The 26,697-nt window shown below is 61.4% G+C and carries 21 protein-coding genes and 1 pseudogene; 16 read left to right on the forward strand and 6 right to left on the reverse strand.

Annotation, left to right across the window (positions count from 1 at the left end; translation table 11 throughout):
• Window positions 1-20 precede the first annotated feature (20 nt).
• A complete protein-coding gene (locus NMG46_RS02195) occupies window positions 21-602 on the forward strand; it encodes a DUF1349 domain-containing protein (protein WP_254816086.1) in 582 nt (193 codons plus the stop codon).
• Between the two features lie 40 nt (window positions 603-642).
• On the opposite strand, the gene NMG46_RS02200 is transcribed toward NMG46_RS02195, so the two are convergent.
• Complete coding sequence (locus NMG46_RS02200; protein ID WP_254816087.1) at window positions 643-1,395, reverse strand: SDR family NAD(P)-dependent oxidoreductase; 753 nt, start codon at window positions 1,393-1,395, stop codon at window positions 643-645.
• Between the two features lie 329 nt (window positions 1,396-1,724).
• Here NMG46_RS02200 and NMG46_RS02205 point away from each other — a divergent pair, with 329 nt between their 5' ends.
• Window positions 1,725-2,996, forward strand: coding sequence for an O-antigen ligase (locus NMG46_RS02205; RefSeq protein ID WP_254816088.1), 1,272 nt, complete (start codon window positions 1,725-1,727; stop codon window positions 2,994-2,996).
• 77 nt (window positions 2,997-3,073) lie between these two features.
• Here the strand turns inward: NMG46_RS02205 and NMG46_RS02210 are convergent, their stop codons facing one another.
• A complete protein-coding gene (locus tag NMG46_RS02210; protein ID WP_254816387.1) occupies window positions 3,074-4,321 on the reverse strand; it encodes a polysaccharide biosynthesis/export family protein in 1,248 nt (415 codons plus the stop codon).
• Window positions 4,322-4,492: 171 nt separating this feature from the next.
• Window positions 4,493-5,170, reverse strand: coding sequence for a sugar transferase (locus tag NMG46_RS02215; RefSeq protein WP_254816089.1), 678 nt, complete (start codon window positions 5,168-5,170; stop codon window positions 4,493-4,495).
• A 549-nt stretch (window positions 5,171-5,719) separates the two neighbouring features.
• On the opposite strand from NMG46_RS02215, the gene NMG46_RS02220 reads away from it, so the two are divergent.
• From NMG46_RS02220 to NMG46_RS02255, 8 genes are all read left to right on the forward strand, one after another.
• Entirely contained in the window at window positions 5,720-6,049 is a 330-nt protein-coding gene (locus tag NMG46_RS02220; RefSeq protein WP_254816090.1) for an exopolysaccharide production repressor exox, read from the forward strand.
• A gap of 452 nt (window positions 6,050-6,501) precedes the next feature.
• Window positions 6,502-7,524 carry a glycosyltransferase family 2 protein gene (locus NMG46_RS02225; protein WP_254816091.1) on the forward strand — a complete coding sequence of 341 codons (1,023 nt, stop codon included), beginning with the start codon at window positions 6,502-6,504 and terminating at the stop codon, window positions 7,522-7,524.
• A gap of 269 nt (window positions 7,525-7,793) precedes the next feature.
• Window positions 7,794-8,195 (forward strand): hypothetical protein, encoded by a 402-nt coding sequence (locus tag NMG46_RS02230; protein WP_254816092.1) that lies wholly within the window; start codon window positions 7,794-7,796, stop codon window positions 8,193-8,195.
• A 132-nt stretch (window positions 8,196-8,327) separates the two neighbouring features.
• Window positions 8,328-9,194 carry a family 16 glycosylhydrolase gene (locus NMG46_RS02235; protein WP_254816093.1) on the forward strand — a complete coding sequence of 289 codons (867 nt, stop codon included), beginning with the start codon at window positions 8,328-8,330 and terminating at the stop codon, window positions 9,192-9,194.
• A gap of 85 nt (window positions 9,195-9,279) precedes the next feature.
• Complete coding sequence (locus NMG46_RS02240) at window positions 9,280-10,611, forward strand: UDP-glucose/GDP-mannose dehydrogenase family protein (RefSeq protein WP_254816094.1); 1,332 nt, start codon at window positions 9,280-9,282, stop codon at window positions 10,609-10,611.
• Window positions 10,612-10,642: 31 nt separating this feature from the next.
• Complete coding sequence (locus NMG46_RS02245) at window positions 10,643-11,722, forward strand: glycosyltransferase (RefSeq protein WP_254816095.1); 1,080 nt, start codon at window positions 10,643-10,645, stop codon at window positions 11,720-11,722.
• Window positions 11,723-11,906: 184 nt separating this feature from the next.
• Window positions 11,907-13,076: a glycosyltransferase gene (locus NMG46_RS02250; protein ID WP_302893584.1), complete on the forward strand. Its 1,170-nt coding sequence runs from the start codon at window positions 11,907-11,909 to the stop codon at window positions 13,074-13,076.
• Complete coding sequence (locus NMG46_RS02255; protein WP_254816097.1) at window positions 13,073-14,536, forward strand: lipopolysaccharide biosynthesis protein; 1,464 nt, start codon at window positions 13,073-13,075, stop codon at window positions 14,534-14,536. Before NMG46_RS02250 ends, NMG46_RS02255 begins: the two co-directional genes overlap by 4 nt.
• Before the next feature lie 222 nt (window positions 14,537-14,758).
• Here the strand turns inward: NMG46_RS02255 and NMG46_RS02260 are convergent.
• A pseudogene (locus NMG46_RS02260) lies at window positions 14,759-15,811 on the reverse strand (polysaccharide pyruvyl transferase family protein); the annotation flags it as partial.
• 302 nt (window positions 15,812-16,113) lie between these two features.
• Here NMG46_RS02260 and NMG46_RS02265 point away from each other — a divergent pair.
• The 6 genes from NMG46_RS02265 (at window position 16,114) to NMG46_RS02290 (ending at window position 23,718) form a co-directional block, all read left to right on the forward strand.
• A complete protein-coding gene (locus NMG46_RS02265) occupies window positions 16,114-17,286 on the forward strand; it encodes a glycosyl transferase family 1 (RefSeq protein WP_254816098.1) in 1,173 nt (390 codons plus the stop codon).
• An 11-nt stretch (window positions 17,287-17,297) separates the two neighbouring features.
• Window positions 17,298-18,290, forward strand: a complete 993-nt coding sequence (locus tag NMG46_RS02270) for a glycosyltransferase family 2 protein (protein WP_254816099.1) — start codon at window positions 17,298-17,300, stop codon at window positions 18,288-18,290.
• On the forward strand, window positions 18,290-19,240 hold the full coding sequence (locus tag NMG46_RS02275) for a glycosyltransferase family 2 protein (protein WP_254816100.1): 951 nt from the start codon (window positions 18,290-18,292) through the stop codon (window positions 19,238-19,240). Before NMG46_RS02270 ends, NMG46_RS02275 begins: the two co-directional genes overlap by 1 nt.
• A complete protein-coding gene (locus NMG46_RS02280; RefSeq protein ID WP_254816101.1) occupies window positions 19,230-20,180 on the forward strand; it encodes a glycosyltransferase family 2 protein in 951 nt (316 codons plus the stop codon). Before NMG46_RS02275 ends, NMG46_RS02280 begins: the two co-directional genes overlap by 11 nt.
• A 70-nt stretch (window positions 20,181-20,250) precedes the next feature.
• Complete coding sequence (locus tag NMG46_RS02285) at window positions 20,251-21,147, forward strand: UTP--glucose-1-phosphate uridylyltransferase (RefSeq protein WP_254816102.1); 897 nt, start codon at window positions 20,251-20,253, stop codon at window positions 21,145-21,147.
• 150 nt (window positions 21,148-21,297) lie between these two features.
• Window positions 21,298-23,718 carry a polysaccharide biosynthesis tyrosine autokinase gene (locus tag NMG46_RS02290; protein WP_254816103.1) on the forward strand — a complete coding sequence of 807 codons (2,421 nt, stop codon included), beginning with the start codon at window positions 21,298-21,300 and terminating at the stop codon, window positions 23,716-23,718.
• A gap of 16 nt (window positions 23,719-23,734) precedes the next feature.
• Here the strand turns inward: NMG46_RS02290 and NMG46_RS02295 are convergent, their stop codons facing one another.
• Both NMG46_RS02295 and NMG46_RS02300 read right to left on the reverse strand, forming a co-directional pair.
• Window positions 23,735-24,499, reverse strand: coding sequence for a metallophosphoesterase family protein (locus NMG46_RS02295; protein ID WP_254816104.1), 765 nt, complete (start codon window positions 24,497-24,499; stop codon window positions 23,735-23,737).
• Between the two features lie 119 nt (window positions 24,500-24,618).
• A complete protein-coding gene (locus NMG46_RS02300) occupies window positions 24,619-26,526 on the reverse strand; it encodes a propionyl-CoA synthetase (RefSeq protein ID WP_254816105.1) in 1,908 nt (635 codons plus the stop codon).
• Window positions 26,527-26,697 lie beyond the last annotated feature (171 nt).

Here is a 26,697-nt window from a genome sequence, read left to right on the forward strand (position 1 = left end):
CCAGGCAGGCGAGCAAATCGATGACATCTGAGAATACGGCCCTGACCTGGCTCAATCCGCCGCCGCACCACGCCTTCGGCAACAATACGGTGCATGTACGGACCGGCAAGGCGACCGACTTCTGGCGCGAGACGTTCTACGGCTTCTGGCGCGACAATGGCCATTTCCTCTATCGTGAGGTCGAGGGCGATTTCAGCGCCGAAGTCACGGTCAAGGGGCACTATGAGGTGCTTTACGATCAGGCCGGGCTTATGGTCCGCCTGAGCGAGACGCACTGGATCAAGGCCGGCATCGAATACACCGACGGGCTGATGTATTTTTCCGTCGTCGTCACCAACGATGCCTCCGACTGGTCGCTGGCCAGCATTCCAGCCGACCCCGACGGGGTCAGGATCCGCCTGACCCGCCATTCCGAGACGATCCGCGTCCAGTATCTGGACGCGTCCGACAAGCACTGGAAACCGGTGCGGCTTGCCTATTTCCCGCCGTCGAAAATGGTCGATGTCGGCATGATGTGCTGTTCGCCGCAGCGCGAGGGTTTCGAAGTGACATTCAGCGATTTTTCGATCAGCCCGCCGATCTCGCGGGAGCTTCACGACTGAGGCGCCGGGATGCCGTCGGGCGGTTTGCGTCGGGCCGGCCTCAGTAGGTCGCCCGGCCGCCGGAGACGTCGAAGACGGCAGCCGTCGTGAACGAGCATTCCTCGGAGGCGATCCAGCAAATCAGCGCCGCCACCTCCCCGACCTCGCCGAAGCGCGCCATCGGTATTTTGGACAGCATGAAGTCGATGTGCTGCTGGCTCATCTGCTGGAAGATCGCGGTGCGCACAGCCGCCGGCGTGACGCAGTTCACCGTCACCTTGGTCTTGGCCAATTCCTTGCCGAGCGATTTGGTCATGCCGATCACCGCCGCCTTGGAGGTGCTGTAGGCCGAGGCGTTCGGGTTACCTTCCTTGCCGGCAATCGAGGCGATGTTGACGATCCTGCCGTAATTGCGTTCGAGCATATGCGGGACCAGCGCCTTGTTGCAGAAGAAGACGCCGTTAATATTGATGTCGATGACCCGGCGCCAATCCTCTACGGAATACTCCCAGGTCGTCATGTTAGGCCCGGTGATGGCAGCACTGGTGACAAGGATATCGACCGCGCCCAGCGCTTCGATCGTCTCTCCGGCGGCGGCTTCGACCGCTATGGGGTCGGCGACGTCGAGGGTGACGCTGTGCAGGCCTGGAACAATGGCCTTGGCCTGCTCGATCTGGGCGGCATCGCGATCCCAGACCGAAACACGGCCGCCTTCGTCAGTAATCCTTTGCGCGACGGCCAGGCCGATGCCTGAGGCGCCGCCGGTGATAACAGCGGATCGTCCGGCAAATCGTCCCGCGAAACTCATCGGCATGTCGTCTTCCTCCCAATCGGCGGCGAATGTGAAGTCAACGGCGGACAAGTTCAAGCACGGACTCGCAGCCTCAGAACAGCTTGTGATGGGCCAGCACCGGGCAATTGGACGGCACTGCCTCCTGGCCAAATCGTCTCGTCCGGTATTGCGAGAACTGCAGGAACGACGCGCCCAGTTGGCATTCGGGTGACAGGCGGCGCCGGATGCGTTATATTGCACTGCACAATGCGAGCGCCTGCAGGCGAGGCTCCCATCAATCCGATGAATCGGCCCATGAAATGGGCCTATGAATCGGCATTGAGCCGCAAGGACGGAAAACCGATACCGAGATGAAGATTCCAAAATCTCTGTTGATCGATTCGGACAAGAACACGGTCTATGGCAGCTTTGCCGTTGCCGTCTCGATCTGGGCGTTCTCCTACTCGACCATTTTCGGCCAGGCCATGATCCTGGCCTACTATGCAGTCTGGCTGCCGCTCATCCTGGTCGACTACCGCAAGATATTAAGGCACGCTTCCAGCGCCTGGCTTCCGCTGGCCTTTGCAACCTATGTCTGCTTCTCGGTGTTCTGGTCGGCAGCTCCCGGCACCACGGCAAGGACGGCCGTCCAATATTGTTCCCATATCGCCTGCGCCTACATTGCCGCACGCACCGTCAGCGTCCGGACCTTGACCATAGGCGCCCTGATCGGGATTTTCGTCGTCCTGCTCTACTCGCTCAAGGTCGCGAGTTATTCCTACGACGTTCTCGATGGGACGTACAATTTCGTCGGCGCGTTCAGCTCCAAGAACCAGATCGGCTTTGTCGCATCGCTTGGCATTTATTTCTGCGTTGTCTACCTCGCCTTTCTCAGGCGGGGCCGGACAAGCTTTTTGTTGATCGTACCGATTGTCCTTCTATCGGGCTATCTACTGGTCGTGTCGCATTCGGCCACTTCGATGGCATCGACCCCGGCGGTTCTCGCTCTGGTCGCCCTGCTTTCCATCGGCAAGGTGCTTTCGCTCCGCCATCGCCGGGTGATTTTCATGATCGGTGCGGGCGGGCTGGTCGCCTGCACCGTGATTGCGCTGAATCTCGGGCTGATGGACTTTGTCCTTGGCCTTTTCGGCAAGGATTCGACGCTCACCGGACGAACCTACCTCTGGCAGCAGGGCTGGAATGCCGCGCAGCAATCGCCCGTGCTCGGCGTCGGCTACGCGGCCTATTGGGTGCAGGGCTTCTCCGAGGCCGAGCGGCTGTGGAACGAATTCTACATCGCCGCGCGAAGCGGCTTCCACTTCCACAACACCTACATCGAGACCTTGGTGGAACTCGGCTTCGTCGGTGCGACACTGCTTTCGCTGATTATCCTGCGCACGCTCTGGGGTCACGTCTCGGCGCTGATATTCAGGACATGGCAAGCCGACTCCGTGATTCTCGCCGGCGTCATGGTGCTTCTGTTCATCCGATCCTTCGTCGAGGTCGAGACCCTCAATCCCTACATCATGGGATCGTTCCTGCTGTACTATAGCTACTTCAAGCTGGTGAGGGTGCCGGCCATCGCTGCTTCCCGGTGGAGCGCCGTGAACCATCTGGAGGAACCGGACGCCGTGCGAGGCTAGCGCGGGCGGATCCCAAACGGCAAAAACCCCGCAGACCGCTGCCCACGGGGTTGGTGCTTCGCTCCGGTGGAAAGAAGCTACTGGATGGCCAGGGGCGCCGGTTTGACCTTGATCACGTCCCCTGGCAGCACCGGCGTGTCTTCATCGGCGGTGATTTCGCTGGTCTTGCCGTCGACCACCCGCACCAGGGAAAAAGACAAGGCCGCTGGTTCGTTGTTGCCATAGAATTGCGGCATGGGGCTGCCCGACAAGGCTTCGGACATCAAGGCCTTTTCCATATTCAGCTTCAGCGTCACCTCGTTGAGATCGGCTTCCGTCTGTTGCCGGTCGGTCGCGAGGCTGGAGTTCTGGGTGTTCTCGAGATCGATGGCGTCCTGGGTGGCCTTGCTGATCGACTGCTTGGCCGTGAGAATCGCCGTTTCGTAATCCAGGATCTGGCCCTCAAGGTCGGCGATGGTTTGCTGCGAGTTCAAAACCCGCGTGTTGACGACCAGGCCCTTTTGCGCCAGCGAGCCGATGCCGTTGAGCTGCTCCTTCGCCAGATCAACCTGCTTCTGCTGGTTGACGATCTTTTTCTGCAGCGAATCGATCTCGCTCTGCAGCAGCGCCTTCAAATCGTCGAGCGCCTGCAAGCGCAGCTTGAGTTTCTTCTGGTCGGCCGCCAGGATCGCCGTCTCATCGGCAACGATGCTGGGCAGCTTCGGATCGTCGGCCACCTCTTTCGGCACCGCGAATGTCGGCTTGTCCGCCAGTTCCGCTTCGATGCGGGCGCGCTTGACGGTCAGCCTGACCAACTGGTCTTGTAGTACGTCGAAATTGCCCTTGGCATTGATCAGGTCGCGATCGTAGCGCTGTCCGCTCTCCGGGGTCCGCCGGGCTCCGCCGGCAATGCTCATCGCTTTCAGCACGGTCAACCCAGGCACACAAGGATACTGGCCAGGCGCTTGCACCTCGCCGGAGATGTAGAATGGCCGGTACTGCGCCATTTCGACGGAAGCCTCCGGCCTGTCGGCCAGAGCGAGCTTGCGCTGCAGCGCCTCGCCGAGCGATGCGGCGATCTCCGAAGTCGTCTTGCCGGATGCGGGCATCTCGCCGACGAAGGGAACCGACAAGGTTCCAGCGGGCCCGACCGTGTATTCTCCATTGATGGCCGACCAGTCGCGGAACGTGCCTTCGACGGTCTGCCATTCAGCCACGCGGATGGTCAGCTTGTCCTGTGCTCCTAGGCGATAGTCGTCGGCGAAGGCAAACTGTGGCAGGGCTAGCGACAGCGTCAGGCCGGTCGCCACTGTAAGGCAAGTCGTCAAAAGTCGTACTCGCCGCATGCGTCGGGAGAGAATGCCGGTGCAAAAAATATCGATTATATCTGCTTTCAACTGAGCGTTTCCGATCTGGTTTGCCCCGCCCGATGAACTGCCGATGCCTGAGTTAGGGGCCTGAGTTTCGGGCCCGAATTCTGGACAGCTGCTCCTCGATGTACGGCCAGCAAGCGGCCGTCAGTAGCAGCCTCGCGACATCCAGACCGCAGGTACGGTCTTGATGATGATGCGAATGTCTTCGAACATCGACCAGTTCTCGACATAGTGCCTGTCGAACGCGACGCGGCTGTCGTAGGAAACGTCGTTGCGTCCGCTGACCTGCCATAGCCCGGTCAGGCCGGGGCGCGATTTCAGGTAATAGACGGCCGAATTGCCATAAATCTCCAGCTCATCGCGCACCACGGGACGAGGCCCGACCAGGCTCATATCCCCCTGCAGGATGTTGATGATCTGCGGCAACTCATCGAGGCTGAGCTTCCTCAGCACCGCTCCGACGCGCGTGATCCGCGGGTCGTTCTTCAGCTTGCGGGTCGCGATCCATTCGGCGCTGGCCTCCGGATTCGCGGCGAGATAGGCAGCAAGCACCCGCTCGCCGTCTGGAACCATGGTGCGGAACTTGAGGCACGGAAAAATCCGTCCTCCGCGGCCGATCCGGCTATGACCATAGAAAATCGGCCCGCCATCGGAAAACTTGACAAGCAGCGCTATCATTACGAACAGCGGGCTGAGGGCGATCAGGCCGATCAGCGAACCGGCAATATCGAAGCTGCGTTTGACCAGGCCGCCGATCGGTGGCGGAAAATCGACACCGGCCTGCGAAAAATCCGCATCGGCCGGCTTGGCTACGTCCCTCATGCGTAAACTCCATACGTTGAACGGATGGTTTACCGCACGATACCAAAAAAATGCTGCAGCGCAACACACAATTTCCCAGACGGCTGTAATAGTCGCGTCATGAACTGACTAAATAATAAACTCGTCCTGCACAAAATTGCGCCTTTATGTCGCAAAAAAGACGGATTATGGGCAATTTTGGAAAAGCTAGTCCAATTTTGAGGCTGATTTTAGGCGAATCGCTCTTTATACCCTGCTGTGGGGCTTTGTCGCCATTTAGAATTTCGAAATAACGACTGACGTTGTGGTAAAATACTAGTCGATATCATAAATCTTACTGAAGCGAGTCGATATCCGGCAATCAGTGGTGATGCCGACGTGTGCATTGCACCATGGCAGAGTCGATCCCGAGGATTCGTTTAAAATTTATTCCGCAGCTGCCCTTGCCGGCTATTGCGCGGCTCAATAGAGTTGCAAATTGTTTCTGTCGGACTATGGACAGATTGGGCTAGGCCGGAAGCAACCGGCCAGAAGCGGGCAACCTAAATAAGCTCGCAGAGTTTAAGGGAGGTGCTCGGGGTGGGCTTGTCGACATTTTTTCCCGAGCCGGTGGATGGGCTATCGGGTATGTCACTGCCAAAGTTCATTATCGGAATGTGTTTTGCGCTGGCGATCGTGATCGTCTGGTCCTATTTGGGCGGCGCCTCGCTCGGCACGACGCTGTTTCGCGTCATCGGCTGTGCCATAGTCATCCAAATGGGTTATTTTCTACTGGTCTTTGCCATGGTCGCCAGAAATGCCCCGACCCCGGCCGACAAAATTCGCGACGCTGAACGAACGCTGAGTTCGAACGAGGCGGCCGAAGGCGAGAAATTCAGCGCAAGGAGAGGCCTTCACTGATTTCGGGCCTGGCCGGGTCTGCGATGTCCATGTGACCTGTGGTTAAGCTCGTCGATCCTCTGACGAATTGCTCGCCTCGACAACACCGGCAGTCGGCATTCCTGTTCGTTCGTTTCCTTGACACTGCGGGCCTCGACGCGCTCGCTCGGCGCCGCCGCCGTCCGGTCGGCGAGGATCAGCAACTGGTTTTCCGCCTGTCGAGCGCTCTGGAGCGTGTAGGAACGGCTCTGCCAAGCGGTGCATTTCTGGAGCCATCCCTATTAAGGCTCGCCGCCTGCCCAGCCGGGCCATGACACCCAGCAAAATGAAAAACTGGACGGCGCCGATGATTTTGGCGATGCTTGCTTCGCACTTGCAGCATAGGCGCTTGGGCCGATGTATTTCAGAATGGGCGGTGGGGCATTGAGCTGACGGGGCGAGGAAATCCGCAACGACTTCTGCAATCGAGAGGCATGTCCATGACATCATTCCAGGTCTGCGTGATTATCGCCGCCCGCAATGCGGCGCGGACAATCCCGGCTGCCATTGCATCGGCGTTACGCGAACCTGAGGTTGCGGAAGTTGTCGTCGTCGATGACGCGTCCACCGACGATACGGCGAAAGTCGCCCACGCAGCCAGCGACGGTACGGGCCGCCTGTCCGTCATCCGCTTCGACGTCAATCGCGGCCCGTCCTTTGCACGCAACGCCGCGATAGCCGGTTCCAGGTCGCCGTTCATCAGCATCCTGGACGCTGATGATTTCTTTTTCGAAGGCAGGTTTCACAGACTGTTCGCCAGCACCGATTGGGATTTCGCCGCAGACAACATCATGCTTGTCAGGGATGACGCGGCAACCGACGTTTCGAAAATCGTTGCTCCACCGTTCTCGCCCGAGCCGGAATTCCTCGATTTCGAGGGCTTCGTCGATGGCAATATCTCCAGGCGCCGTGTGCAACGAGGGGAACTGGGCTTCCTCAAGCCAGTGATCAGCCGCGCCTTCCTCGATCGGCATGGGCTGCGCTACGACGAGAAGCTGCGCCTGGGTGAAGACTATGAACTCTATGCGCGCGCGGTTGCCCATGGCGCGCGCTTCAAGGTCATCAAATCCTGTGGCTACGGCGCGATCGTGCGCGCCGATTCGCTGAGCGGACGGCACAAGACCCAGGACCTGAAGCATCTGGCCGATGCCGACCTTGCACTGCTTGCGATCGACAGTTTGCCGGAGGCATCGAAGGCTGCGCTGAGAAGGCACGAGCGGCACATCCGCGACAAATACCGGTTGCGGAAGTTTTTAGACGTGAAGGCTGAGCGCGGGTTGGCACCGGCCGCGGCCTACGCCTTGGCCGGCTCGTCCAACCTCACAGCCGTCGTCCGCGGCGTTGCCTCCGACAAGCTGGATGCGCTGTTTCGCCGCGCTGGCCTCGCCGCGAAGCGTCAGCATGTGCCGCCGCTGCGCTTCCTCATGGCCGGAACCAGCACGGCCAGCGATAGCTAGGCCCGTCAACGTGCGATGGCGGTAGCCACTCCGTTACCGTTAGGTCGGCTCGCACCATTTCAACGAGATTCATGAGTTTACGATCTAGGTGGTTGCCTATGGGCGCCGGGAATGGCAATCTATGTTGCGGTGCAGCAATTGTGGACGGCCACCCGAACTGGCCCGAGACATACCCTGTCGGAGGAGCTGGACGATGCAAGAAATGTCTTTTGAATGTGGACGGGCACTAAGGCCGTTCACCAGCTTGACGATGACGGGGCGCTGACTACATGGCCTCGATCTTTCGCTTCCGATCGAGAGATCCGGCGCGCGACACGCAGACCGACACCTCGCGCCTCGATCGCTTGGCAAAGCTGCTGGACCAGATCGCGGCCGAAGTCGAGGCGGAGAAGAGCGGACTTGAGAACCGCTACAGGACAACGGCCACCAATGCCGCCTTTCTGGTCGAGGCGATGGAGAACGGTTCGGTCTCCTCGCGCAGGTCTTCCGAAGTCGGCGAACTGACCAGGTCGATTCTGAATTGCGAGCGGCGCATCGCAGCGCTGTCGCGCCAGATGCAGATGATGAAGGATCTCCGTCATTCGCTGGATGAAATCTTCGAGCCGAAGCGGCAGAACGGTCCCGACATGAGGACTGATTTTGTGAAGCCCGCCGATTCCGGCACGGGCTGAGCGAACACCCCGGGTCGGCGCAATGGTTTAGGCACAACACTGAGCTTAGGAGCGACAGAGGTCAAGATCAGGTTGTTTCGTCACGGTTCGAACGATCGCTTTGGGGGCGCATAGCACAAGGTGAGTTTTGATATGAATGCAGATCTTAAAAGCACGTCCGCCCCGGCACCCCGCGGCACCCCGTTCACGCGCCCGATCCCAGGCAAGCTGCGGCCGCTCCGTTCAGACGGCGCGTTTCTGCTGATCGTTCTCGTCAGCCTCATTGCGGGCCTTGTGCCCGTCCGTGCCCAGGATCTGCCAACCGCGCCGTCTTTTGTCGATGATTTCACCAGCCTCAGTCGCGCGCGCTGGTACATTTCCGACGGCTGGACGAACGGCAAGCATCAGAACTGCACCTGGTCCAAAAACCTGATCGGGCTTTCCGACGGCATGCTGACGCTCGGTTTCGAGAAGCGCAAGCTGAAGGATCGCGAATTCGCCTGCGCCGAGATCCAGACCAAGCAGCGCTTCGGCTACGGCACCTACGAGGCGCGGATGAAGACCGACACGGGCTCCGGCGTCAACGCGGCATTCTTCAGCTTCGTCGGCGATGCCGACAAGCAGCCGCATGATGAAATCGACTTCGAGGTGCTGACCAAGGACACGTCCAAGGTTCAGGTCAACGCCTACATAGCCGGCAAAGGCAAGAACGAGAAACTGGTCGACGTCGCCGGCGGCACCGACAAGGCCTTCAACGACTACGCCTTCGTCTGGGAAAAGGACCGGCTGCGCTGGTACGTCAACGGCAAGCTTGTCCACGAGATCACCGATCCGGCGAAGCTGCCCACCCATTCGCAAAGGATCTATTTCAGCCTGTGGGGCAGCGATACGATGAAGGGCTGGATGGGGCCGTTCTCGGATCCGGGCCGCAAGCTCACCATGCAGGTGGATCGCGTTGCGTTCACCGCACTCGGCCAGCCCTGCCAATTCCCGGAATCGCTGGCATGCAACACAAACTAGAAGCGCATCTGAACCGGCCGGGCCGAAGGTGGTCGGAAAACCGAAGCTTGAACAGGCCCGAAGCCTTGAACAGGAATGAAACCGAATGAATTTGACTGTCTTTGGAATCGGCTATGTCGGTCTTGTACAGGCGGCGGTGCTTGCCGAAGTCGGCCATCAGGTGGTCTGTGTCGACATCGATGCAAAAAAGGTCGAACGGCTCAACCAGGGCCATGTCCCGATCTTCGAGCCCGGGCTCGAAAACATGGTCAAGGAGAACCATGCCGCCGGCCGCATCAAGTTCACCACCGACGCCGCCGCGGCGATCAAGCATGGACAGATCCAGATGATCGCCGTCGGCACGCCGCCGGGCGAGGATGGTTCGGCAGACCTCAAATATGTGCTGGCCGTCGCCGAGGCCATCGGTCGTGAGATGGACGCGCCCAAGATCGTCGTCGGCAAGTCGACCGTGCCGGTCGGCACCTGCGAAAGAATAAAGGCCAGGATCGCCGAGACGCTGAAGGCGCGCGGGCGCGAGGATCTGGTTTTCGACGTCGCCTCCAATCCGGAATTCCTCAAGGAAGGGTCCGCTGTGAGCGACTGCATGAAGCCCGACCGCATCATCGTCGGCACCAGCAACGAGGACACCGAGGCGGTGATGCGCGAGCTCTACGCGCCGTTCAACCGCAACCACGAAAAGATGATCGTGATGGACGTGCGCAGTGCCGAGTTCACCAAATACGCAGCCAATTGCATGCTGGCGACCAAGATCAGCTTCATGAATGAAATGGCCAACCTGGCCGAGCAACTGGGCGCCGACATCGAGGAGGTCCGCAAGGGCATCGGCAGCGACCCGCGGATCGGCTACCACTTCATCTATCCGGGCCTCGGCTATGGCGGCTCGTGCTTCCCGAAGGATGTGCGTGCCCTGATCAAGACCGCCGAGGCCGTCAAGTTCGACGCCAAGCTGCTGCGTGCCGTCGAGGAGCGCAACAACCAGCAGAAGTCGGTCCTGTTCGAGAAGGTGCACCGCTATTTCAAGGGCAATCTCAAAGGCAAGACCTTTGCGCTGTGGGGCCTGGCCTTCAAACCCAATACCGACGACATGCGCGAGGCCCCGGCCCGCACGCTGATGGAAGCGCTGTGGGCCGCCGGTGCCAATGTCCAGGCCTATGATCCGGAGGCGATGCAGGAATGCCAGGCGATCTACGGGCTGCGCGACGACCTGCAACTGTGCGGCACTAAGGAGGCCGCGCTGCGAGGCGCCGACGCGCTCTTGATCGTGACCGAGTGGAAGAGTTTCAGCGCGCCGTCCTTCGATGCATTAAAGAACGCGCTGACCAGGCCCGTCATCTTCGACGGACGCAATCTCTACGACCCCAAGGTCATCGCCCGCCACGGCATCGAATACCACAGCATCGGCAGAATGGCGGCGTGACGCTAGGGCGGTCCAGCAAGGAGCCAGGTCCATGAAAGTTCTGTTTGCAGGCGGCAACGGCTACACACCGCAGTTCAGCGGTGGCGTTCAGTCGAGCACGCACCATCTGGTCGAGCAGCTGCGCGAGCACGGTCATGACGCCTCGGTGCTGGCGGCGCTGTTCGGTGACGGCATGTTCGGTTTCAAGGCGCGCGCCAAGATGAAGCTGCTTCGCCAGCGCGCGGTCATCGACAGCTATCCCGGCTATCCTGTCGTGCGGGCGTGGTTTCCCTGGGAGGCGGCCCGCTTCGCCGTCGAACGGCTCGATCCCGATGTCGCCGTCGTGCAGTGCCACAAATCGGTGCCGATCGGAAAGGCGCTGCAGGCGCTCGGCGTGCCGCTGGTGGTCTATCTGCGCAACGTCGAATTCCACGAATTGGCCGGCGACCTGCGCGAATTGCATTCGGCGCTTTATATTGCCAACTCCGAATTCACCGCGCGCACCTATAAGGAAAAGTTCGGCATCGACTCGACCGTAATCCCGCCGACCATCAATCCCGGGCTCTACAGCACGCCGACCACCGGCGAATTCGTCACGCTGATCAATCCTTACAATGAAAAAGGGTTCGAACTCGCCGTGCGCATCGCCGGCCAATGCCCCGAAATCCCGTTCCTGTTCGTCGAAAGCTGGAAGCTCGACGACGACCACCGGGCGCAGATCGAACGGATCATCGCGCCGCTACGCAACGTCAGGCTGGAAAGCCGCACCAGCGACATGAAGACCGTCTATGGCCGCACCAAGATCCTGCTGGCGCCCAGCAAATGGGAAGAAGCTTGGGGGCGGGTGGCATCCGAGGCCCATTGCAGCGGCATTCCAGTCGTCGGATCCCGCCGCGGCGGCCTGCCGGAAGCGATTGGCGCCGGCGGCGTGGTGCTCGACTATGACGCACCGCTCGACGACTGGGTCGCCGCGGTCAGGCGACTATGGAGCGACAAGGCCGAGTACGACCGGCTGTCGGCGGCGGCGCAGCTGTTTTCGGAGCGGCCGCAAATGAACCCCGACAGTCAGTTCACGACCTTCCTCAGCGTTCTCGACAACGCCAGGCAAGGCGCGCTGGAGCGTGCCGCCTGATGCATTTCGTCCAAAACCGTTTATGTCGCCCAACAGCCCGCTTTTGCGCCTGACCGGGGTGTGAGCGGCTTTGGGACAACATGCACAACACCAGACGCTTGAAGCGCCTCGCACGGCGGCGACGGGCGTCAGCCCTCATCCGCGCGAGCAGATCGCCGACCGGCCTCGAAAGATCGTCCATTCGATGAAGATTTGCTTCGTAGTTGATAAGTTCCCCTCTTTGTCGGAGACCTTCGTCCTTGACCAGATAGAAGGGTGCCTCGAGCGCGGCATGCAAGTCGGCGTCGTCTGCAACGAGACGTCCTTCGGCAAGGACAGCAACATCGACGATCGCCGCTGGCAGGCTCTCCCTGGCAAGGTCGTCTGCTGGTGGGGCGGGCTGGGGCGCTTTCGCCCGACGCTCAGGAAATGGTCGGGCAGGTTCTGGGATAAGCTCTCGACCGCCGTCGACATCGCTTTTGCGCGCAAATTGCAGAACGCCGATGTGATCGTCGCGCATTTCGGCAATAACGGCATGCGCGTCGCCCGCGCCATGAAACGAGGCCGGATTTCCGCTCCTTTGGTGACCATATTCCACGGCCGCGATGTGGGGGAACCGCTGCATGACGACACGCTCACGCGCTACAAGGTTGTCTTCGACAAGGGCGTTCTCCAGCTTCCGGTGAACGCGTTTTTCCGCGATGCCCTGATCGGCGTCGGAGCACCCCCGGCGCAAGTCATGGTTCACCATATGGGCGTGCGGCCCGGTGAGATCGGCTATTATTGGCGTTCCTGGGAACGGGACACACTGTCCTTCATCTCGGTCTGCCGGCTGACCGAAAAGAAGGGCATCGAATTCGCCCTTCGGGCGCTCGCCAGCCTGCCGCGGCGCGACTGGGTCTATGCGGTGATTGGCGGCGGCGAATTGCTGGAAGAGTTGAAGAAGCTCGCCGCAAATCTCGGCATTGCCGACCGGGTGACTTTCCTCGGGCCGCGTCCGCACGCCGAGGTCAAGCAGCGCCTGCGCGATGCCCACGTATTCCTGTTGCCGAGCGTTGCCGCGCGAGACGGCGATCTCGAGGGTATTCCGGTGGCGTTGATGGAGGCTATGGCCGCCGGGCTGATCGTCGTCAGCACCTATCACTCGGGCATTCCCGAACTGATCGAAGATCAGGAGACAGGCTTCCTCGCGCCGGAGCGAGACGTTGCGGCGTTGGCCCGCAAGCTTGTCTGGGTGGCCGAGAACCCGGAGAAATGCGAGCGCATCGCACGTGCGGCGCGCCGTAAGATCGAGCAGGATTTCAACGCGGACGTGCTCAACGAACGTTTTGCGCAGATCGTTGCCCAGCTAGCCGAAGCCAGGCGCCCGGCATGAACGCCAACCCGCCCCCCCAGTTCGGTCGTGTCGCCCTGCGCGGCGGCGTGGTGACGATCGGCGCGCAAGGCTTCAAGATGGCGATCCAGTTTCTCTCCGTCATCGTGCTTGCGCGTCTGCTCGTGCCCGAGGATTTCGGCCTGGTGGCTTCTGTCGGGCCGATCGTGGCCTTTGTCGGACTGCTTCAAAACCTTGGCCTGCAGCAGGCTGTGGTCCAGCGCAAGGATATCAGCACGGAGCAGCTCAACCAGGTATTCTGGATCAGTGCGTTGGTCGGGCTGGGCAGTGCCGTGATGGTGGCATGCCTGGCGCCCGCCATCGCCGCCTTCTACGGCGATCAACGCATGGTCGGGATCACCATCGGCTCTGCCTTGCCGCTGCTGCTTGGCAGCCTCGCCGCGGTGCCGCTGGCGCTGATGAACCGTCACTTGCGCTTTGGCCAACTCGCGCTGAACGACGTGATAACCGCTGCTGCCGGACTTGGGACTACAGCAGCCGCGGCCTATGCGGGACTGGGCTATTGGTCGCTGGTCATCGGCCCGGCGGTATCGGCTGTTGTTGCGCTGGCCGCGGCATGGCAGGTGGCGCGCTGGACGCCGTCGCGGCCGGACCTGAAGGTCGATACCGACATATTGTCCTTCGGCGCCAATCTGACCGGCTTCAATCTGGCCAACTTCTTCTCGCGCAATCTCGACAACATCCTGATCGGAAAATATTCGGGCGCGATCGAGCTCGGCTATTATGACCGCGCCTACAAGCTCCTGCTGTTTCCGCTGCAGAACATCAACCAGCCGCTGACACGCGTGATGGTGCCGCTGCTGAGCCGCATCCATGAGGACAAGGCGCGGTTTCGCGACATCTATGTGCGAACCAACTGGATGCTGGCGGCCGTCACCATGCCCGGCATCGCGGCGCTGACGCTGACGTCGGACCAGGTGGTGGGGCTTCTCTTCGGCGAGCGCTGGGCGGCGGTGGCGCCGATTTTCGCCTGGCTGGGCATCGCCAGCCTGATCCAGTCCGTCTCGAGCACCACGGGATGGATCTTCATCTGCCAGGGCAAGACTAAGACCATGTTCCACTGGGGCATCTACTCGTCGCTGACGACGGTCGCCGCCTTCATCATCGGATTGCACTGGGGGGCCGTCGGTGTCGCGGCGGCCTATGCAATCAGCGGCTATGTGCTGCGCGTCCCGGTGCTCGCCGTCCTGGTCCACCGGGTCGGCCCGGTGACCGCAGCCGACTTCCTGATCATGCAGGGGCTTTTCATCGCATCGTCGCTGCTTGCCTGGTCCGTGTACCGCGAGTTGCCGGCATCGCTGACCGGTCAGTCAGACCTGCTCGCGGTGGTCCTGGCGGTTGCCCTCAACTATTCGATCGGCCTGGTCCTCATGCTTGCCCTTCGCCAGTCGCGCAGCGCCCTGTTCACCACGCTTTCCAGCGCCATGCGTAACGCCCGCTAGGCGAGCAATCACCGGCCTCAAAAGCTCACCTGCCGACATCGCCGACGCATGCTCCTCAAGCACTGCCTGAAGGCTCGTCCTGCGATAGAGGTCGAGATTAGCGGTAAGTCTGCCGAGCTTCTCGCTCGCTTCCTCGGGCGTCACCGTATCGATGTCGAGCAGCAGGTCGGCGACGCCGATCCGCTTGGCAAGTTCCTTGGTCTTGAATTCATAGGCGATCGGCAGCACCGGCGTGCCGACGCAGAGCGACATGATCATCATATGCATGCGTGTTGCGACGACAAAGTCGAAGCCTTTCACCAGGGCCATCAATTGCTCCGGCGTGTGGAACGAAGCGTCCACGCTGACATGTTCGGCGATCTCCGGATCGAGTTCGGCAACGATAGCCCGCGCCGTCTTGGAATCGTCATGGGCGTATTCCGGCACGCCCTGGCAGGTGGAGACGAAGGTGACCTCCTTGGCGTGGTCCCTGACGAGGATAGTCGCGATCTCGCGGATCGAGTCGATGTAGCGGCGCATGCCGCCCTCGCCGTCGCTGACATAGTTCCAGTGACGGACGGAAATGGCGACGCGGCCGGTGACGGTCGCCGACTGGCCGGAGGCCAGAATTGTTCCGATCCTGTCAGTATCGGCCAGGGCAAAGACGGCGTCGGCCACGACGTGGCATTTGCCGGGGTCTTTCACCATGTCCACAATGTGGCCCCGCGAACGTTCGTCGCGCAGCAGGATGAGCGGGCTCCGGTCGAAGATCGGGCTCAACTCCTGGCGATTGTAACTTTTGTTGAACGGGCCGAGCGATTGTGTGAAGAAGACCGGGTCCTTGCCCAGAATTGCGTCGATCCTGAATTGATTGAGGCGCCGCTCCAGATTGTAGGTCTCGACGAGATAGGTTCCGCCTGTCGTGACCACGAGGTCGGCGCCTTTGTAGATCTCGAGACCACGGCGATTGCTTGAGCTGAACAAACGCCCGACAACGCCGCGGATGCCGAACCGCCGCAGGGCATTGAGGACGAGCCGATTGTAGATCGGCTTGAACAGGTTCTTCAGCCCGCTGCCGTATTTGTAGCGGAACAGCGATTCCGACAGCAGCTTGTGGAATTCGAGGTCCGGATAGTCCTTCTTCGTGTAGAGCCTCGCCGCCACCTCCGGCTGGCTGTCGAAGACGTAGAACTGGATGTCGTCCTGCACGATCGTCTTGAAAACATGGCGAATCGCCAGGAGAATCGCTGCATCCCCGGTATTCAGGCAGACGGTGTTTTCAACCGCGATCTTCATGGAATGACCTCATTTCGTGAGTAGTCCCGTGCTTCCATCGACGGGCGCGAAGGGGCGAATTGCAGGCGGGTTGGCCGAAAATGCTGCACGCCAAGGATGGTCCTCGCGTCGTGATAATTGGCGCGCAGCCCGGTGGCAGGCCAACGCGCGGTCCATGCGGCCCAAGCAGAGCGAGCTTAACCCATCGATTTTGCAGTGCAACAAAAAACGTGGATCTTTGCTACGCTGCAACCAAAAATGTTGCGATGCAGCAAGAGGTGTACTAGCATCGTCGCGGGCGGGCCAACAGCGGTCGAGTTTTCATGCTGCATGTCTTGTACTTGGTACACGACGTCTCCGACCCGGCGGTGCGCCGGCGGATCATAATGCTCAAGGCAGGCGGCGCCCAGGTTACGCTGGCGGGCTTTCGTCGTACGGCAAGCGCAGTTGCTGATTTCGAGGGCTTGCAGCCGATCGATCTCGGCCCGACTCGTGATGGCCGATTCGCCCAACGTCTGGCCGCGATCATGAAGGCGGTGGTCTCGACCGGCTCGAAGCTGGGCTCAATGCCACGGCCCGACCTCATTATCGCGCGCAATCTGGAAATGCTGGCGCTTGCCCGCCGCGCCAGGTCGGCTTTCCAGGCAACAGTGCCGATCGTCTACGAGTGCCTGGACATCCATCGCCTGCTGCTTCGCGACGATTCGCTGGGCTGGGCGATGCGCGGTGCGGAACGCTTCCTGGCCAGGGATGTGAAGCTTCTGGTGACCAGCTCTCCGGCCTTCATCGCTAACTATTTCAAGCCGTTCGGACAGGTTGCCGCTCCGGTCGAACTGCTCGAAAACAAGCATTTCGAGCCGGCCGCAGCTTCGCTGGATGACCGCATTACGGCGGAGAATCCCGTTGCGCCGCCGTGGCGGATCGGCTGGTTCGGTGCGCTCCGCTGCCGTCGCTCCCTGGAGCTTCTGGCCGAATTTTCGCGCCGCCTCGACGGCCGCTTTGAAATCGTCCTCAGAGGCCGGCCGGCGCTGTCCGAATTTCCCGATTTCCATGGTTTTGTTCAATCGGAACCCTGGCTGTCGTTTGGCGGGCCCTACCGCAATCCCGAGGATATGGCGGCGATCTACCACGAGGTTCACTTTTCCTGGGCCATCGACTTTTTTGAGCAGGGCCTGAACTCCGAATGGCTGCTGCCGAACCGGCTCTATGAAGGCTGCCGCTTCGGAGCTGTGCCGATTTCGATGGGAACCACCGAAACCGGCCGGTTCCTCGACCGGCAAGGCATCGGGGTTCTATTGTCAGAAGCCACGCCCGAGGCGCTCGAAGCCGCCGTCGGCACGATGGAGCAGCATCGGTTCGAGACATTGAGGGCGCGTGTTCTTGCCCGCAATCCGCGCACCTGGAGCCACGACCGCGCCGATTGCCGGGCGTTTGTCGAAAAGCTCCGCGGGCTGACTGCGGCTCCCGGTCCATATGCTGCCGAAGCATTGGCATAGAAGGACTGCCGATGACGCAAACCGACATTCCATCCTGCATGATCGTGGTTCCGTGCCTGAACGAAGCGGCCCATATCGGCGCATTGCTTCGAGAGCTTCGCCCTGCGGCCGAGAGGCTGGGCGCCGTGATCATCGTTGCCGATGGCGGCAGTACGGACGGCACCAGGACGATCGTCGCGGATATCGCCGCAAAAGATCAGCGGGTTACCCTGCTGCACAATGAAAAGCGCTTGCAGAGCGCGGCGATCAATCTCGCCGTCGCCAGATTCGGGGAAGGCGTCGACTATCTCATTCGCATCGATGCGCACGGCGGCTATCCGGCGGATTATTGCGACCGGCTGATCGAAGAAGCGCAGGCCACCGGCGCGGATTCGGTGGTCGTCTCGATGCTGACCAGTGGCAGCGGCATGGTTCAGAAAGCAGCGGCAGCGGCGCAGAATTCCAGGCTCGGCACCGGCGGCTCCAAGCACCGGCACCTTTCGGCGGGGGAATGGGTCGATCATGGCCACCATGCGCTGATGCGGATATCGGCCTTCACCGCGGTCGGCGGCTATGACGAGACGTTCAGCCACAATGAGGATGCCGAACTCGACTATCGGCTCCGCCAGGCCGGCTACCGCATCTGGATGACCGGCAAGACGCAGATGGTCTACTACCCGCGCTCCTCGCTAAAGGGCCTCTATTTTCAGTATCTCGGCTATGGCCGTGGCCGGGCGAAGAACGTTCTCAAGCACCGCATGATCCCGAAGATCCGGCAAATGGTGCCGCTTCTGGTGTTCCCCGTGGTTCTTCTCGCCGCCTTTTCCTTCGTCCACTGGCTGGCGGCCGTGCCGCTTTTGCTATGGGCGTCGGTCTGCCTCGGCTACGGCTTTTGGACCGCCGTCAGCCAGCGCAAACCCGACATTGCGCTTGCCGGGGTCTCGGCAATGGTTATGCATTTCGGCTGGTCGGTCGGTTTCTGGCTGCAACTGCTCGCACCGCGACCGCAGCGCGAGGTAGCGTGATGGAGCCGGTCAGAAAAAATCGAAGCATCGATATCTGCATCTGCACATTTCGCCGGCCGGAGCTTGCCGACACGCTTCGCTCCATAGCGGCCATGGATATGCCCGTGGGATTCGACGTCGGTGTCATCATTGCGGACAACGACGATACGCCGACGGCCGAAACGCTGGTCGCCAGGCTGGCGGCCGAGTTGAAGCTGCCGGTGACCTACCGGCACGCCCCGGCCCGCAACATCTCAATCGCGCGCAACGCTTGCCTCGATGCCAGTGCGAGGGATTTCGTCGCCTTTATCGACGACGACGAGACGGCCACCGCCGGCTGGCTTGCCGAACTGGTGGCGACGGCGGAAGCAACTGGTGCTGCGGCCGTTCTCGGGCCGGTGCAAGCCCGTTACCGGGCGGATGCGCCCGCCTGGATGCGCAAGGGTGATTTCCACTCGACCCTACCGGTCTGGGTCCGCGGCGAGATCCGCACCGGCTATACCTGCAACGTCCTGCTCAGGATTGGGGCTGAGAGCCTGCGCGGCCGGCGCTTCAGCCTGGCACGTGGCCAGACCGGTGGCGAAGATACGGAATTCTTCGACCAGATGGTCAAGGCCGGCGGCCGCATCGCCTTTTCGCCGGAGGCTTGGGTCGACGAAGCGGTGCCACCTGCCAGGGCGGCATTCGACTGGCTCGGCCGCCGCCGGTTCCGCGTCGGGCAGACGCACGGTCATCTTCTGGGGCGCAATGTACACGGCCTTGCCCGGCTCAAGCAGGTCGGCATTGCCACGGCAAAGGCCGCCTACAGTTTCCTGTCGGCAATTCCGGTCGCCATCGACCCCGTGCGCCGGAACCGCAGCCTGCTTCGCGGCATTATGCATGTCGGCGTCGTCAGCGGCCTCGTCGGGGTTCGTGAAATCCGCCAATACGGTCTGTCTTCGCCGCAGCAAGGGGGCAAGCGTGCAGCCTGACGTGAGCTTCGTGATTGCCGCCTACAATGCCGAGGCGACCATCGATCGGGCGATCGCCAGCGCCATTGCCCAGCGCAATGTCAGCGTCGAGGTCATCGTCGTCGACGACGGGTCGGCCGACCGGACGCTCGATCTGGCGAGATCCTACCCCGAAGGCATCGTACGCGTGGTCGCGCTTGAGCAAAACCGTGGCCCCGGCGGCGCCAGGAACGCCGGCCTTGAACTTGCCCGCGGCAGGTGGGTCGCGGTCCTCGATTCCGACGACGCGGTCTATCCCGGGCGAATCTGCACCATGATCGAACGCGCGGAGAAGGCGGGCGCCGAGATCGCGGTCGATAATCTGCAGGTCGTTCGCGAGGATGGCGTTGCCGAAGAGACGATGTTCCCGGCCGACTATCTGGAAGGGCTCGGTGAAATCTCGCTGGCGGATTACATCGCCGGCAATGTGGTCTTCGAATCGAGATTCAATCTCGGCTATCTCAAGCCGATCTTCCAGCGCCGGTTCCTGAACGAGAACGGGCTCCGCTACGATGAAAGCTTGATCATCGGCGAAGATTATATCCTCCTGGCCAATGCTCTGGCCAAAGGCGGCAAATGCGTCGTCGAACCGACGACGGGCTATGTCTACCACATCCGCACCGGCTCCATTTCCCGGGTGCTGGAGCTTCATCACGTCGAGGCGATGCGCAGGGCCGATGCCATCTTCGCCGGAACCCATTCCATGGATGCTGCGGCCGCGGCGGCGTTTGCCAGGCGCGCCCGCAGCCTGCGGCGGGCGGCATCATTCCTGTCGCTGGTTCAGCACATCAAGGCGCGGTCCCCGCTCAAGGCGATATGGACGGCGCTCAGCGATCCGGCGGCGGTTCGGCATATGAGCATGCCGATCGCCGTCCGGCTGCGAAGGGTAGCGGCACAGTTTGCCGTAGTGGCGGGGAGGTGAAGGGCTGCGGGCGAATGAAGACAGTTTTCGCCGCCTGCGACGGGTTGAAATCGATCAGAAGGAATATGCAATGAAAAAAGTCAGGAAGGCAGTCATACCGGTGGCAGGGCTTGGAACGCGGTTCCTGCCGGCGACCAAATCCATGCCCAAGGAAATGCTGCCGGTGGTCGACAGGCCTGTCGTGCAATATGCGGTGGATGAGGCGTTCGAGGCAGGCATCGAGCACATCGTCTTCGTTACCGGCCGCAACAAGGCGGTGATCGAGGACTATTTCGACCTGCATCCTGAACTGATCGGAACCCTGGAGCAGAGCGGCAAGAAGGCGCAGCTTGAAGCGCTCGAAAGCCTGCTTCCCGTCGCCGGCGCGACAAGTTTCATCCGCCAGCAGTCGCCGCAGGGCCTCGGCCATGCCGTGTGGTGCGCGCGCGAAGTCATCGGCGACGAGCCCTTTGCATTGCTTTTGCCGGACATGGTGTCCTTTGGCGGGCGCGGCTGTCTCGCCGAAGTCGCCGATCTTTATGCACAGACCGGCGCAAACGTCATCGCCGTCGAGCGTTGCGACCCGACCGAGACCAGCAAATACGGCATTGTCGGCCGCGGCGCGGATGTCGGCACTGGCTTCGAGGTGACGGCCATGGTCGAAAAGCCGGCTCCGGCCAACGCCCCGTCGAACTTTTACATCAACGGCCGCTACATCCTGCAGCCCGAGATATTCTCGCTGCTGGGCAGCCAGCAACGCGGCGCCGGCAACGAGATCCAACTGACCGACGCGATGGTGCGCCTCGCACAGACGCAAGCCTTCTTTGCCCAGCCTTTCGACGGCCGCATGTTCGACTGCGGTTCGAAGGAGGGCTTTATCCAGGCCAATATCGCTTTCGCGCTGGCGCGAGAGGATATGAAGGGCCCGATCTTCGATATGCTGCAGGAATTCGTCCGGTCGCATCAGCGTCGGGAAGAAGCCGCATAATGTCCATTTTTTCGAGGCATTGTGGGTGCGGCTGATGACGCAGGACAGGCCCGTTGCGCCGCGCGTAACGCGCACTGTCCGGCGCAAGGTTTGCACCCTATGTCCCGACCTTCGAGGCGGTAGCGCCTGCAAACTAGAATTGGACCGAAGATGAACTATGCCAATTTTCCTGTCGAGAAGAGGACGCCATTGCCGGCTTCGAGTGCGGCAAACGCCGAAGACTTCATCGACATCGAGCGCCTGCTTGGCATGGCCGCGCGGCAGGCGAAAGTGGTTGCCGCCTGTGCCGTCATCGGTCTCTTTCTCGGCGTCCTCTATTTGCAGACGACGCCTCCTACCTATGTGGCGACGAGCAGCGTGCTGATCGACGAAGGATTGAACAAGGTCGTCGACGACATTTCGGCGGCGTCGGTCAGCATGCAGACCGACTCCGCCGTTCTGAGCCAGATCGAAATTCTGCAGTCGGCCAGGCTGGCGGGGGTGGTCGTCGACAAGCTGAAGCTCGATCAGAACGACGCTTTCATGAACCCTCCGACGTCGGCCCTGTCGAAGGTCGCAGGCTTTGTACGCGGTATCATCCAGTCTGTCCGCCCCAAGCGCGCCGCTAGCACGACCGACGTCACTCAGCTTGATGCTGCGACGCGTGACGCGATCACCGCATCGTCGTCGCCCCGTGACTACGCAATCTTCAAACTGCAGAACCAACTCGACGCCGAGCGGATCGGCCGAAGCTTTGTCATCAGCATCTCCTTCCAGGCGACTGATCCGGCGCTTGCGACCGCCATCACCAAGGCCTATGCCGACGCCTATCTCGCCGATCAGCTCGATGCCAGCTTCGACGCGACCGAGCGGGCGGCGGTCTGGCTGCAAGGCCGGCTGACCGAGCTTCGTGAGAGCTCCCAGGCGGCCGCACTGGCGGTCGAAAAGTTCAGGGCCGAACATGGATTGGCCGTCAATGACGGCCAGCTGATCAGCGACAAGCAACTGTCCGATCTCAACACCCAGCTGATCGTCGCGCAGGCCGATACCGCACGTGCCGGCGCCCGCTATCAGCAGTACAAGTCAATCGTCGAAAGCGGCTCGGACAATGCGTTCAAGGACGCTGCGATATCGAACGACCAGCCGAGCAGCTCGGTCATCACGACGCTCAAGAACCGCTATCTCACCGTCGCCAAGCGGCAGCAGGATGTCGAAGCCAATTTCGGCCCGCAACATCCGCAGGCCGTCGCGCTCGCCAAGGAGAAGGCCGACATATCGGCGCAGATTTTCGGCGAGCTGAAGCAGCTCACCGAAAGCTACCGCAACGAATACGAGGTCGCTCTGGCGCGCGAGACCGCGCTCCGCGCAAATGTCGCCTTGGCGGCAGGCAAGAGCTCCATCGACAACCAGTCGCAGGTCAAGCTGCGTGAACTGGAGCAGAAGGCGACGGCGCTCTCGACGCTCTATCAGACATTCCTGAACCGCTATGAGGAGGCTGCACAGCAGCAATCCTTCCCGGTCGGCAAGATCCGGGTCATCTCTGATGCGACGATGCCGCAGTCGGCCGCAACCCCGCGGACGGCCATCGTGCTGGGGCTTTCGCTGGCGCTTGGCATAATGATGGGGGCCGGGGTTGGCGGCCTGAATGAATTCAGGGAACGGTTCTTCAGGACCGGCGAGGATGTGCGCGACCGCGTCGGCCTCAGATTCCTCGGCTACCTGCCGGTCATCGGCAAGGCTGGGAAGGACGACCAGCGCGACGACGGTCAGCCCGACGTCAAGGCCGCCGAAACCAGGACTGCCAAGTCCTCCAAATCCCAGTCCTCCAAGACATTGTCGGCAGCCGAAAAACGTGCGCGCATGCGGGTAACCGTCGATGCACCGGCGTCAATGTTCTCCGAGACGCTGCGCAACGCCAAGATCGCCTTCGATGTCGTGATGGAAGGCCAGGGCAGCCGGGTCATTGGTGTGATCTCGGTACTGCCCGGCGAAGGCAAGTCGACGGTTGCCGCCAATCTTGCCGGGCTGCTTGCGGCCAACGGATCGAAAACGCTGCTGATCGACGGTGACTTGCGCAACCCCGGCCTCAGCCGCAGCCTTGGCATGGAGGCCGAGCAAGGCCTGATGGAAGCGGTGGTGAGCGGGCGGACCTGGCAGTCGGTCGGCAAGATCGACCGGCAGACCAAGCTGGCGATCATCCCGGCCGTCCTGCGTGGCCATTTTTCGCACACCAGCGAGCTTCTGTCTTCGGCCGGCATGCGGCGCTTCATTGACAATGCCAAGGAAACTTTCGAATACATCATCGTCGATCTGCCGCCGCTCGGGCCAGTCGTCGACGCCAAGGCCTTCGCCCCGCTTGTCGACGGTTTCGTGCTGGTCGCCGAGTGGGGACGCACGCCGCGGGCAATGGTGCAGTCCGTGCTGAGCTCAGAACCCTATATCGCCAAGAAGATCGTCGGCGCGGTTCTGAACAAGGTCGAATTGAAGAAACTGGCCAAGTATGGCTCGATCGGCGGCTCCGAAAGATTCTTCGACAAATATTCGAGCTATTATCTGGAAAAATCGGAAGCGCGCACAAAGGCGGCCGCCTGAGCGACGGATATCGCGCTCAGGAAAATATCAGCCTGGCGCGTTTGTCGGCGATCCTGACTGCGGTCAGCCGGCCGCTTTGGAAGGCGCCCGTGTCGATGCCAAGCCGGCGTCCCTCGAGCTTCGGAAACTCGACCGGCGTATGCCCGTGCACCACATAGCGGTCAAGAAGATGTGCGGCTTCGAAGAACTCCGAGCGGATGTTGAGCAGGTCGTCCTCATCTTGTGCGGCGAGGTCGATGCCCGGCCTGATGCCGGCATGAACGAATACGAATTTCGCCGAACAGACCATGACCGGCAGCGCACGCATGAAACTGACGTGGTCGGCGGGAATGATCTCTCGAATGCGCCCGTCGACCTCCTCGTTTGAATCGTAGAGATCGGCCATGCGCTCCGGGTCGACGCCGTAGGAAAACAGCGTTTGCAGGCCGCCTATCGCCAGCCACGACTCTCTCGAAATGATTCCGTCGAGATAGTTCAGCATCACGACTTCGTGGTTACCAGCAAGACAGATACGCTGGAAGCCTTGGAGTGGCGGCGCCAGCAGATGATCGAGCACGCGCGCCGACTGCGGACCACGATCGACGTAGTCGCCAAGCATGATGATGAGCTTGCGCCCCTCGAAAGACGCAGAATCGAGCAGGATGTTCTGCTCCAGGGAGCGAAGCTCCTTATAGCAGCCATGCACGTCGCCGATCGCATAGACGACTGAGTCCCGGATATCGATCTCGAGCCGCTGGCGCGCCGCGGTCCGGGTGTTTCTCGATCGCTGGAACAAGGTCACGAATGGCGTCTCGTATGTCTGTGAATGCGCCTCGATCTCGAAACAACATGGCGACGCAGCGCGTGGATACCATGTCTGGCACCGGTCGTTCCATACCGGAGCTTCGAACGCAACTCGGCTTACAGGCCGATCCCGCGGCCCTTCAGTGCTGCGGTGATCTCGTCGAGGATGGTGGGTTCGTCGATCGTCGCCGGCATGGCCCATTCCTCCTTGTCGGCGATCTTCTGCATGGTGCCGCGCAGGATCTTGCCGGAGCGCGTCTTCGGCAGGCGCTTGATCGTCACTACCGTCTTGAAGGCTGCGACAGGGCCGATCCGTTCGCGCACCAGCGTGACCACCTCGCTCTCGATGATCCCTGCATCGCGGTCGACGCCCGCATTCAGCACGACGAAGCCGAGTGGAACCTGGCCCTTCATCGCATCGGCAATGCCGACGACGGCGCATTCGGCAACGTCGGGATGCGCGGCCAGCACCTCCTCCATGGCGCCGGTCGAGAGCCGGTGGCCGGCGACATTGATGATGTCGTCAGTGCGGGCCATGACATAGAGATAACCGTCCTCGTCCATCATGCCGGCATCCGCGGTTTTGTAGAAGCCGGGGAATTCCTCGAGATAGGCTTGGCGAAACCGCTCGTCGGCATTCCACAGCGTCGGCAGGCAGCCGGGGGGCAGCGGCAATTTGACCACAACATTGCCGAGCGTACCGCGCGGCACGTCATGCCCGGCATCGTCGAGAACGCGGATGTCATAGCCGGGCATCGGCACGCCGGGCGAGCCGTATTTGACCGGCAGCAGGCCCAGTCCGGCGGGGTTGATGGTCATCGGCGAGCCGGTCTCGGTTTGCCACCAATGGTCGATCACCGGCACGTTCAATTTCTGCTCCGCCCATTTGATGGTTTCCGGATCGGCGCGCTCGCCGGCCAGGAACAAAGTACGGAATTTGGACAGGTCGTATTTCGGGACGAATTCGCCCTTCGGGTCCTGTCCTTTGATGGCGCGGAAGGCGGTTGGCGCGGTGAACAGCGCGACGACGCCGTGCTCGGCAATCACCCGCCAATAGGTGCCGGCATCGGGCGTGCCGACCGGCTTGCCCTCGAACAGCACGGTCGTGCAGCCATGCAGCAGCGGGCCGTAGACGATGTAGGAATGGCCGACCACCCAGCCGACATCGGAAGCCGCCCAAAACACTTCGCCCGGCTTGACGCCGAACTCGTTTTCCATCGACCATTTCAGCGCGACCATATGGCCGCCATTGTCGCGCACGATGCCTTTCGGCTGGCCGGTCGTGCCCGACGTGTAGATGATGTAGAGCGGATCGGTGGCAAGCACCGGAACACAGTCGACATTGGCGCCGGCGGCCCGCTCACGCGCCACGGCGTCGGCATAGTCGATATCGTGATTTTCCCTGAGCTCGCAGCGCAATTGGTCGCGCTGCAGGATGAGGCAGGCTTCGGGCTGGTGCCGCGACATCTCGATCGCTTTGTCAAGCAGCGGTTTATAGGCAACGACGCGCCCTGGCTCCAGGCCGCAGGAAGCGGAGATGATCAGCTTCGGCTTGGCGTCGTCGATGCGGGTGGCGAGCTCATGCGAGGCAAAGCCGCCGAAGACCACCGAATGTACGGCGCCGATCCGCGCACAGGCAAGCATGGCGAAGGCTGCTTCCGGCACCATCGGCATGTAGATGATGACGCGATCGCCCTTTTGGATGCCGCGATTCTTGAGCACCGAGGTCAGCGCGACCACCTCGCGCTTCAACTCGGCATAGGTGAATTTTCTGATTGTGCCCGAAATCGCGCTGTCATGAATCAACGCGATCTGGTCGGCACGGCCGCCGGCCACGTGGCGGTCGACGGCATTGAAGCAGCTGTTGCAGGAAGCGCCGTTGAACCACCGGCCATAGACACCGGCATTGGCGTCGAACACGGTCTCGAAGGGCGAGAACCAGTCGATTGCGCCCGCGGCATCGGCCCAGAATTTTTCCGGGTCGCGTTTCCAGCCGTCATAGACCTCATGGTAGCGTGACGCCATCCAGCTTCCTCCCCAGGAATGTTTGCTGTCCTTGAAATAGCGTATGCTGGTTTGTGTAACCATGTATTTGTGCTCTTCGTTTGCCGTCGTTCGAATTTGACGGCAAGTGCAGCGGTCCTCGTGGTCTACAGGTTGATATCGGCCGAATTTTCGACATTGGGGGCGGGGCGC

The organism is Mesorhizobium sp. LMG 17147, assembly GCF_024297145.1.
GTDB lineage: Bacteria > Pseudomonadota > Alphaproteobacteria > Rhizobiales > Rhizobiaceae > Mesorhizobium.

Excerpts from the sequence above, each read along its gene's own strand:
- NMG46_RS02195 (WP_254816086.1), top strand. The coding sequence starts at position 21 with ATGACATCTGAGAATACGGCCCTGACCTGGCTCAATCCGCCGCCGCAC.
- NMG46_RS02200 (WP_254816087.1), bottom strand. The coding sequence starts at position 1,395 with ATGCCGATGAGTTTCGCGGGACGATTTGCCGGACGATCCGCTGTTATC.
- NMG46_RS02205 (WP_254816088.1), top strand. The coding sequence starts at position 1,725 with ATGAAGATTCCAAAATCTCTGTTGATCGATTCGGACAAGAACACGGTC.
- NMG46_RS02210 (WP_254816387.1), bottom strand. The coding sequence starts at position 4,321 with ATGCGGCGAGTACGACTTTTGACGACTTGCCTTACAGTGGCGACCGGC.
- NMG46_RS02215 (WP_254816089.1), bottom strand. The coding sequence starts at position 5,170 with ATGAGGGACGTAGCCAAGCCGGCCGATGCGGATTTTTCGCAGGCCGGT.
- NMG46_RS02225 (WP_254816091.1), top strand. The coding sequence starts at position 6,502 with ATGTCCATGACATCATTCCAGGTCTGCGTGATTATCGCCGCCCGCAAT.
- NMG46_RS02230 (WP_254816092.1), top strand. The coding sequence starts at position 7,794 with ATGGCCTCGATCTTTCGCTTCCGATCGAGAGATCCGGCGCGCGACACG.
- NMG46_RS02235 (WP_254816093.1), top strand. The coding sequence starts at position 8,328 with ATGAATGCAGATCTTAAAAGCACGTCCGCCCCGGCACCCCGCGGCACC.
- NMG46_RS02240 (WP_254816094.1), top strand. The coding sequence starts at position 9,280 with ATGAATTTGACTGTCTTTGGAATCGGCTATGTCGGTCTTGTACAGGCG.
- NMG46_RS02245 (WP_254816095.1), top strand. The coding sequence starts at position 10,643 with ATGAAAGTTCTGTTTGCAGGCGGCAACGGCTACACACCGCAGTTCAGC.
- NMG46_RS02250 (WP_302893584.1), top strand. The coding sequence starts at position 11,907 with ATGAAGATTTGCTTCGTAGTTGATAAGTTCCCCTCTTTGTCGGAGACC.
- NMG46_RS02255 (WP_254816097.1), top strand. The coding sequence starts at position 13,073 with ATGAACGCCAACCCGCCCCCCCAGTTCGGTCGTGTCGCCCTGCGCGGC.
- NMG46_RS02265 (WP_254816098.1), top strand. The coding sequence starts at position 16,114 with ATGCTGCATGTCTTGTACTTGGTACACGACGTCTCCGACCCGGCGGTG.
- NMG46_RS02270 (WP_254816099.1), top strand. The coding sequence starts at position 17,298 with ATGACGCAAACCGACATTCCATCCTGCATGATCGTGGTTCCGTGCCTG.
- NMG46_RS02275 (WP_254816100.1), top strand. The coding sequence starts at position 18,290 with ATGGAGCCGGTCAGAAAAAATCGAAGCATCGATATCTGCATCTGCACA.
- NMG46_RS02285 (WP_254816102.1), top strand. The coding sequence starts at position 20,251 with ATGAAAAAAGTCAGGAAGGCAGTCATACCGGTGGCAGGGCTTGGAACG.
- NMG46_RS02290 (WP_254816103.1), top strand. The coding sequence starts at position 21,298 with ATGAACTATGCCAATTTTCCTGTCGAGAAGAGGACGCCATTGCCGGCT.
- NMG46_RS02300 (WP_254816105.1), bottom strand. The coding sequence starts at position 26,526 with ATGGCGTCACGCTACCATGAGGTCTATGACGGCTGGAAACGCGACCCG.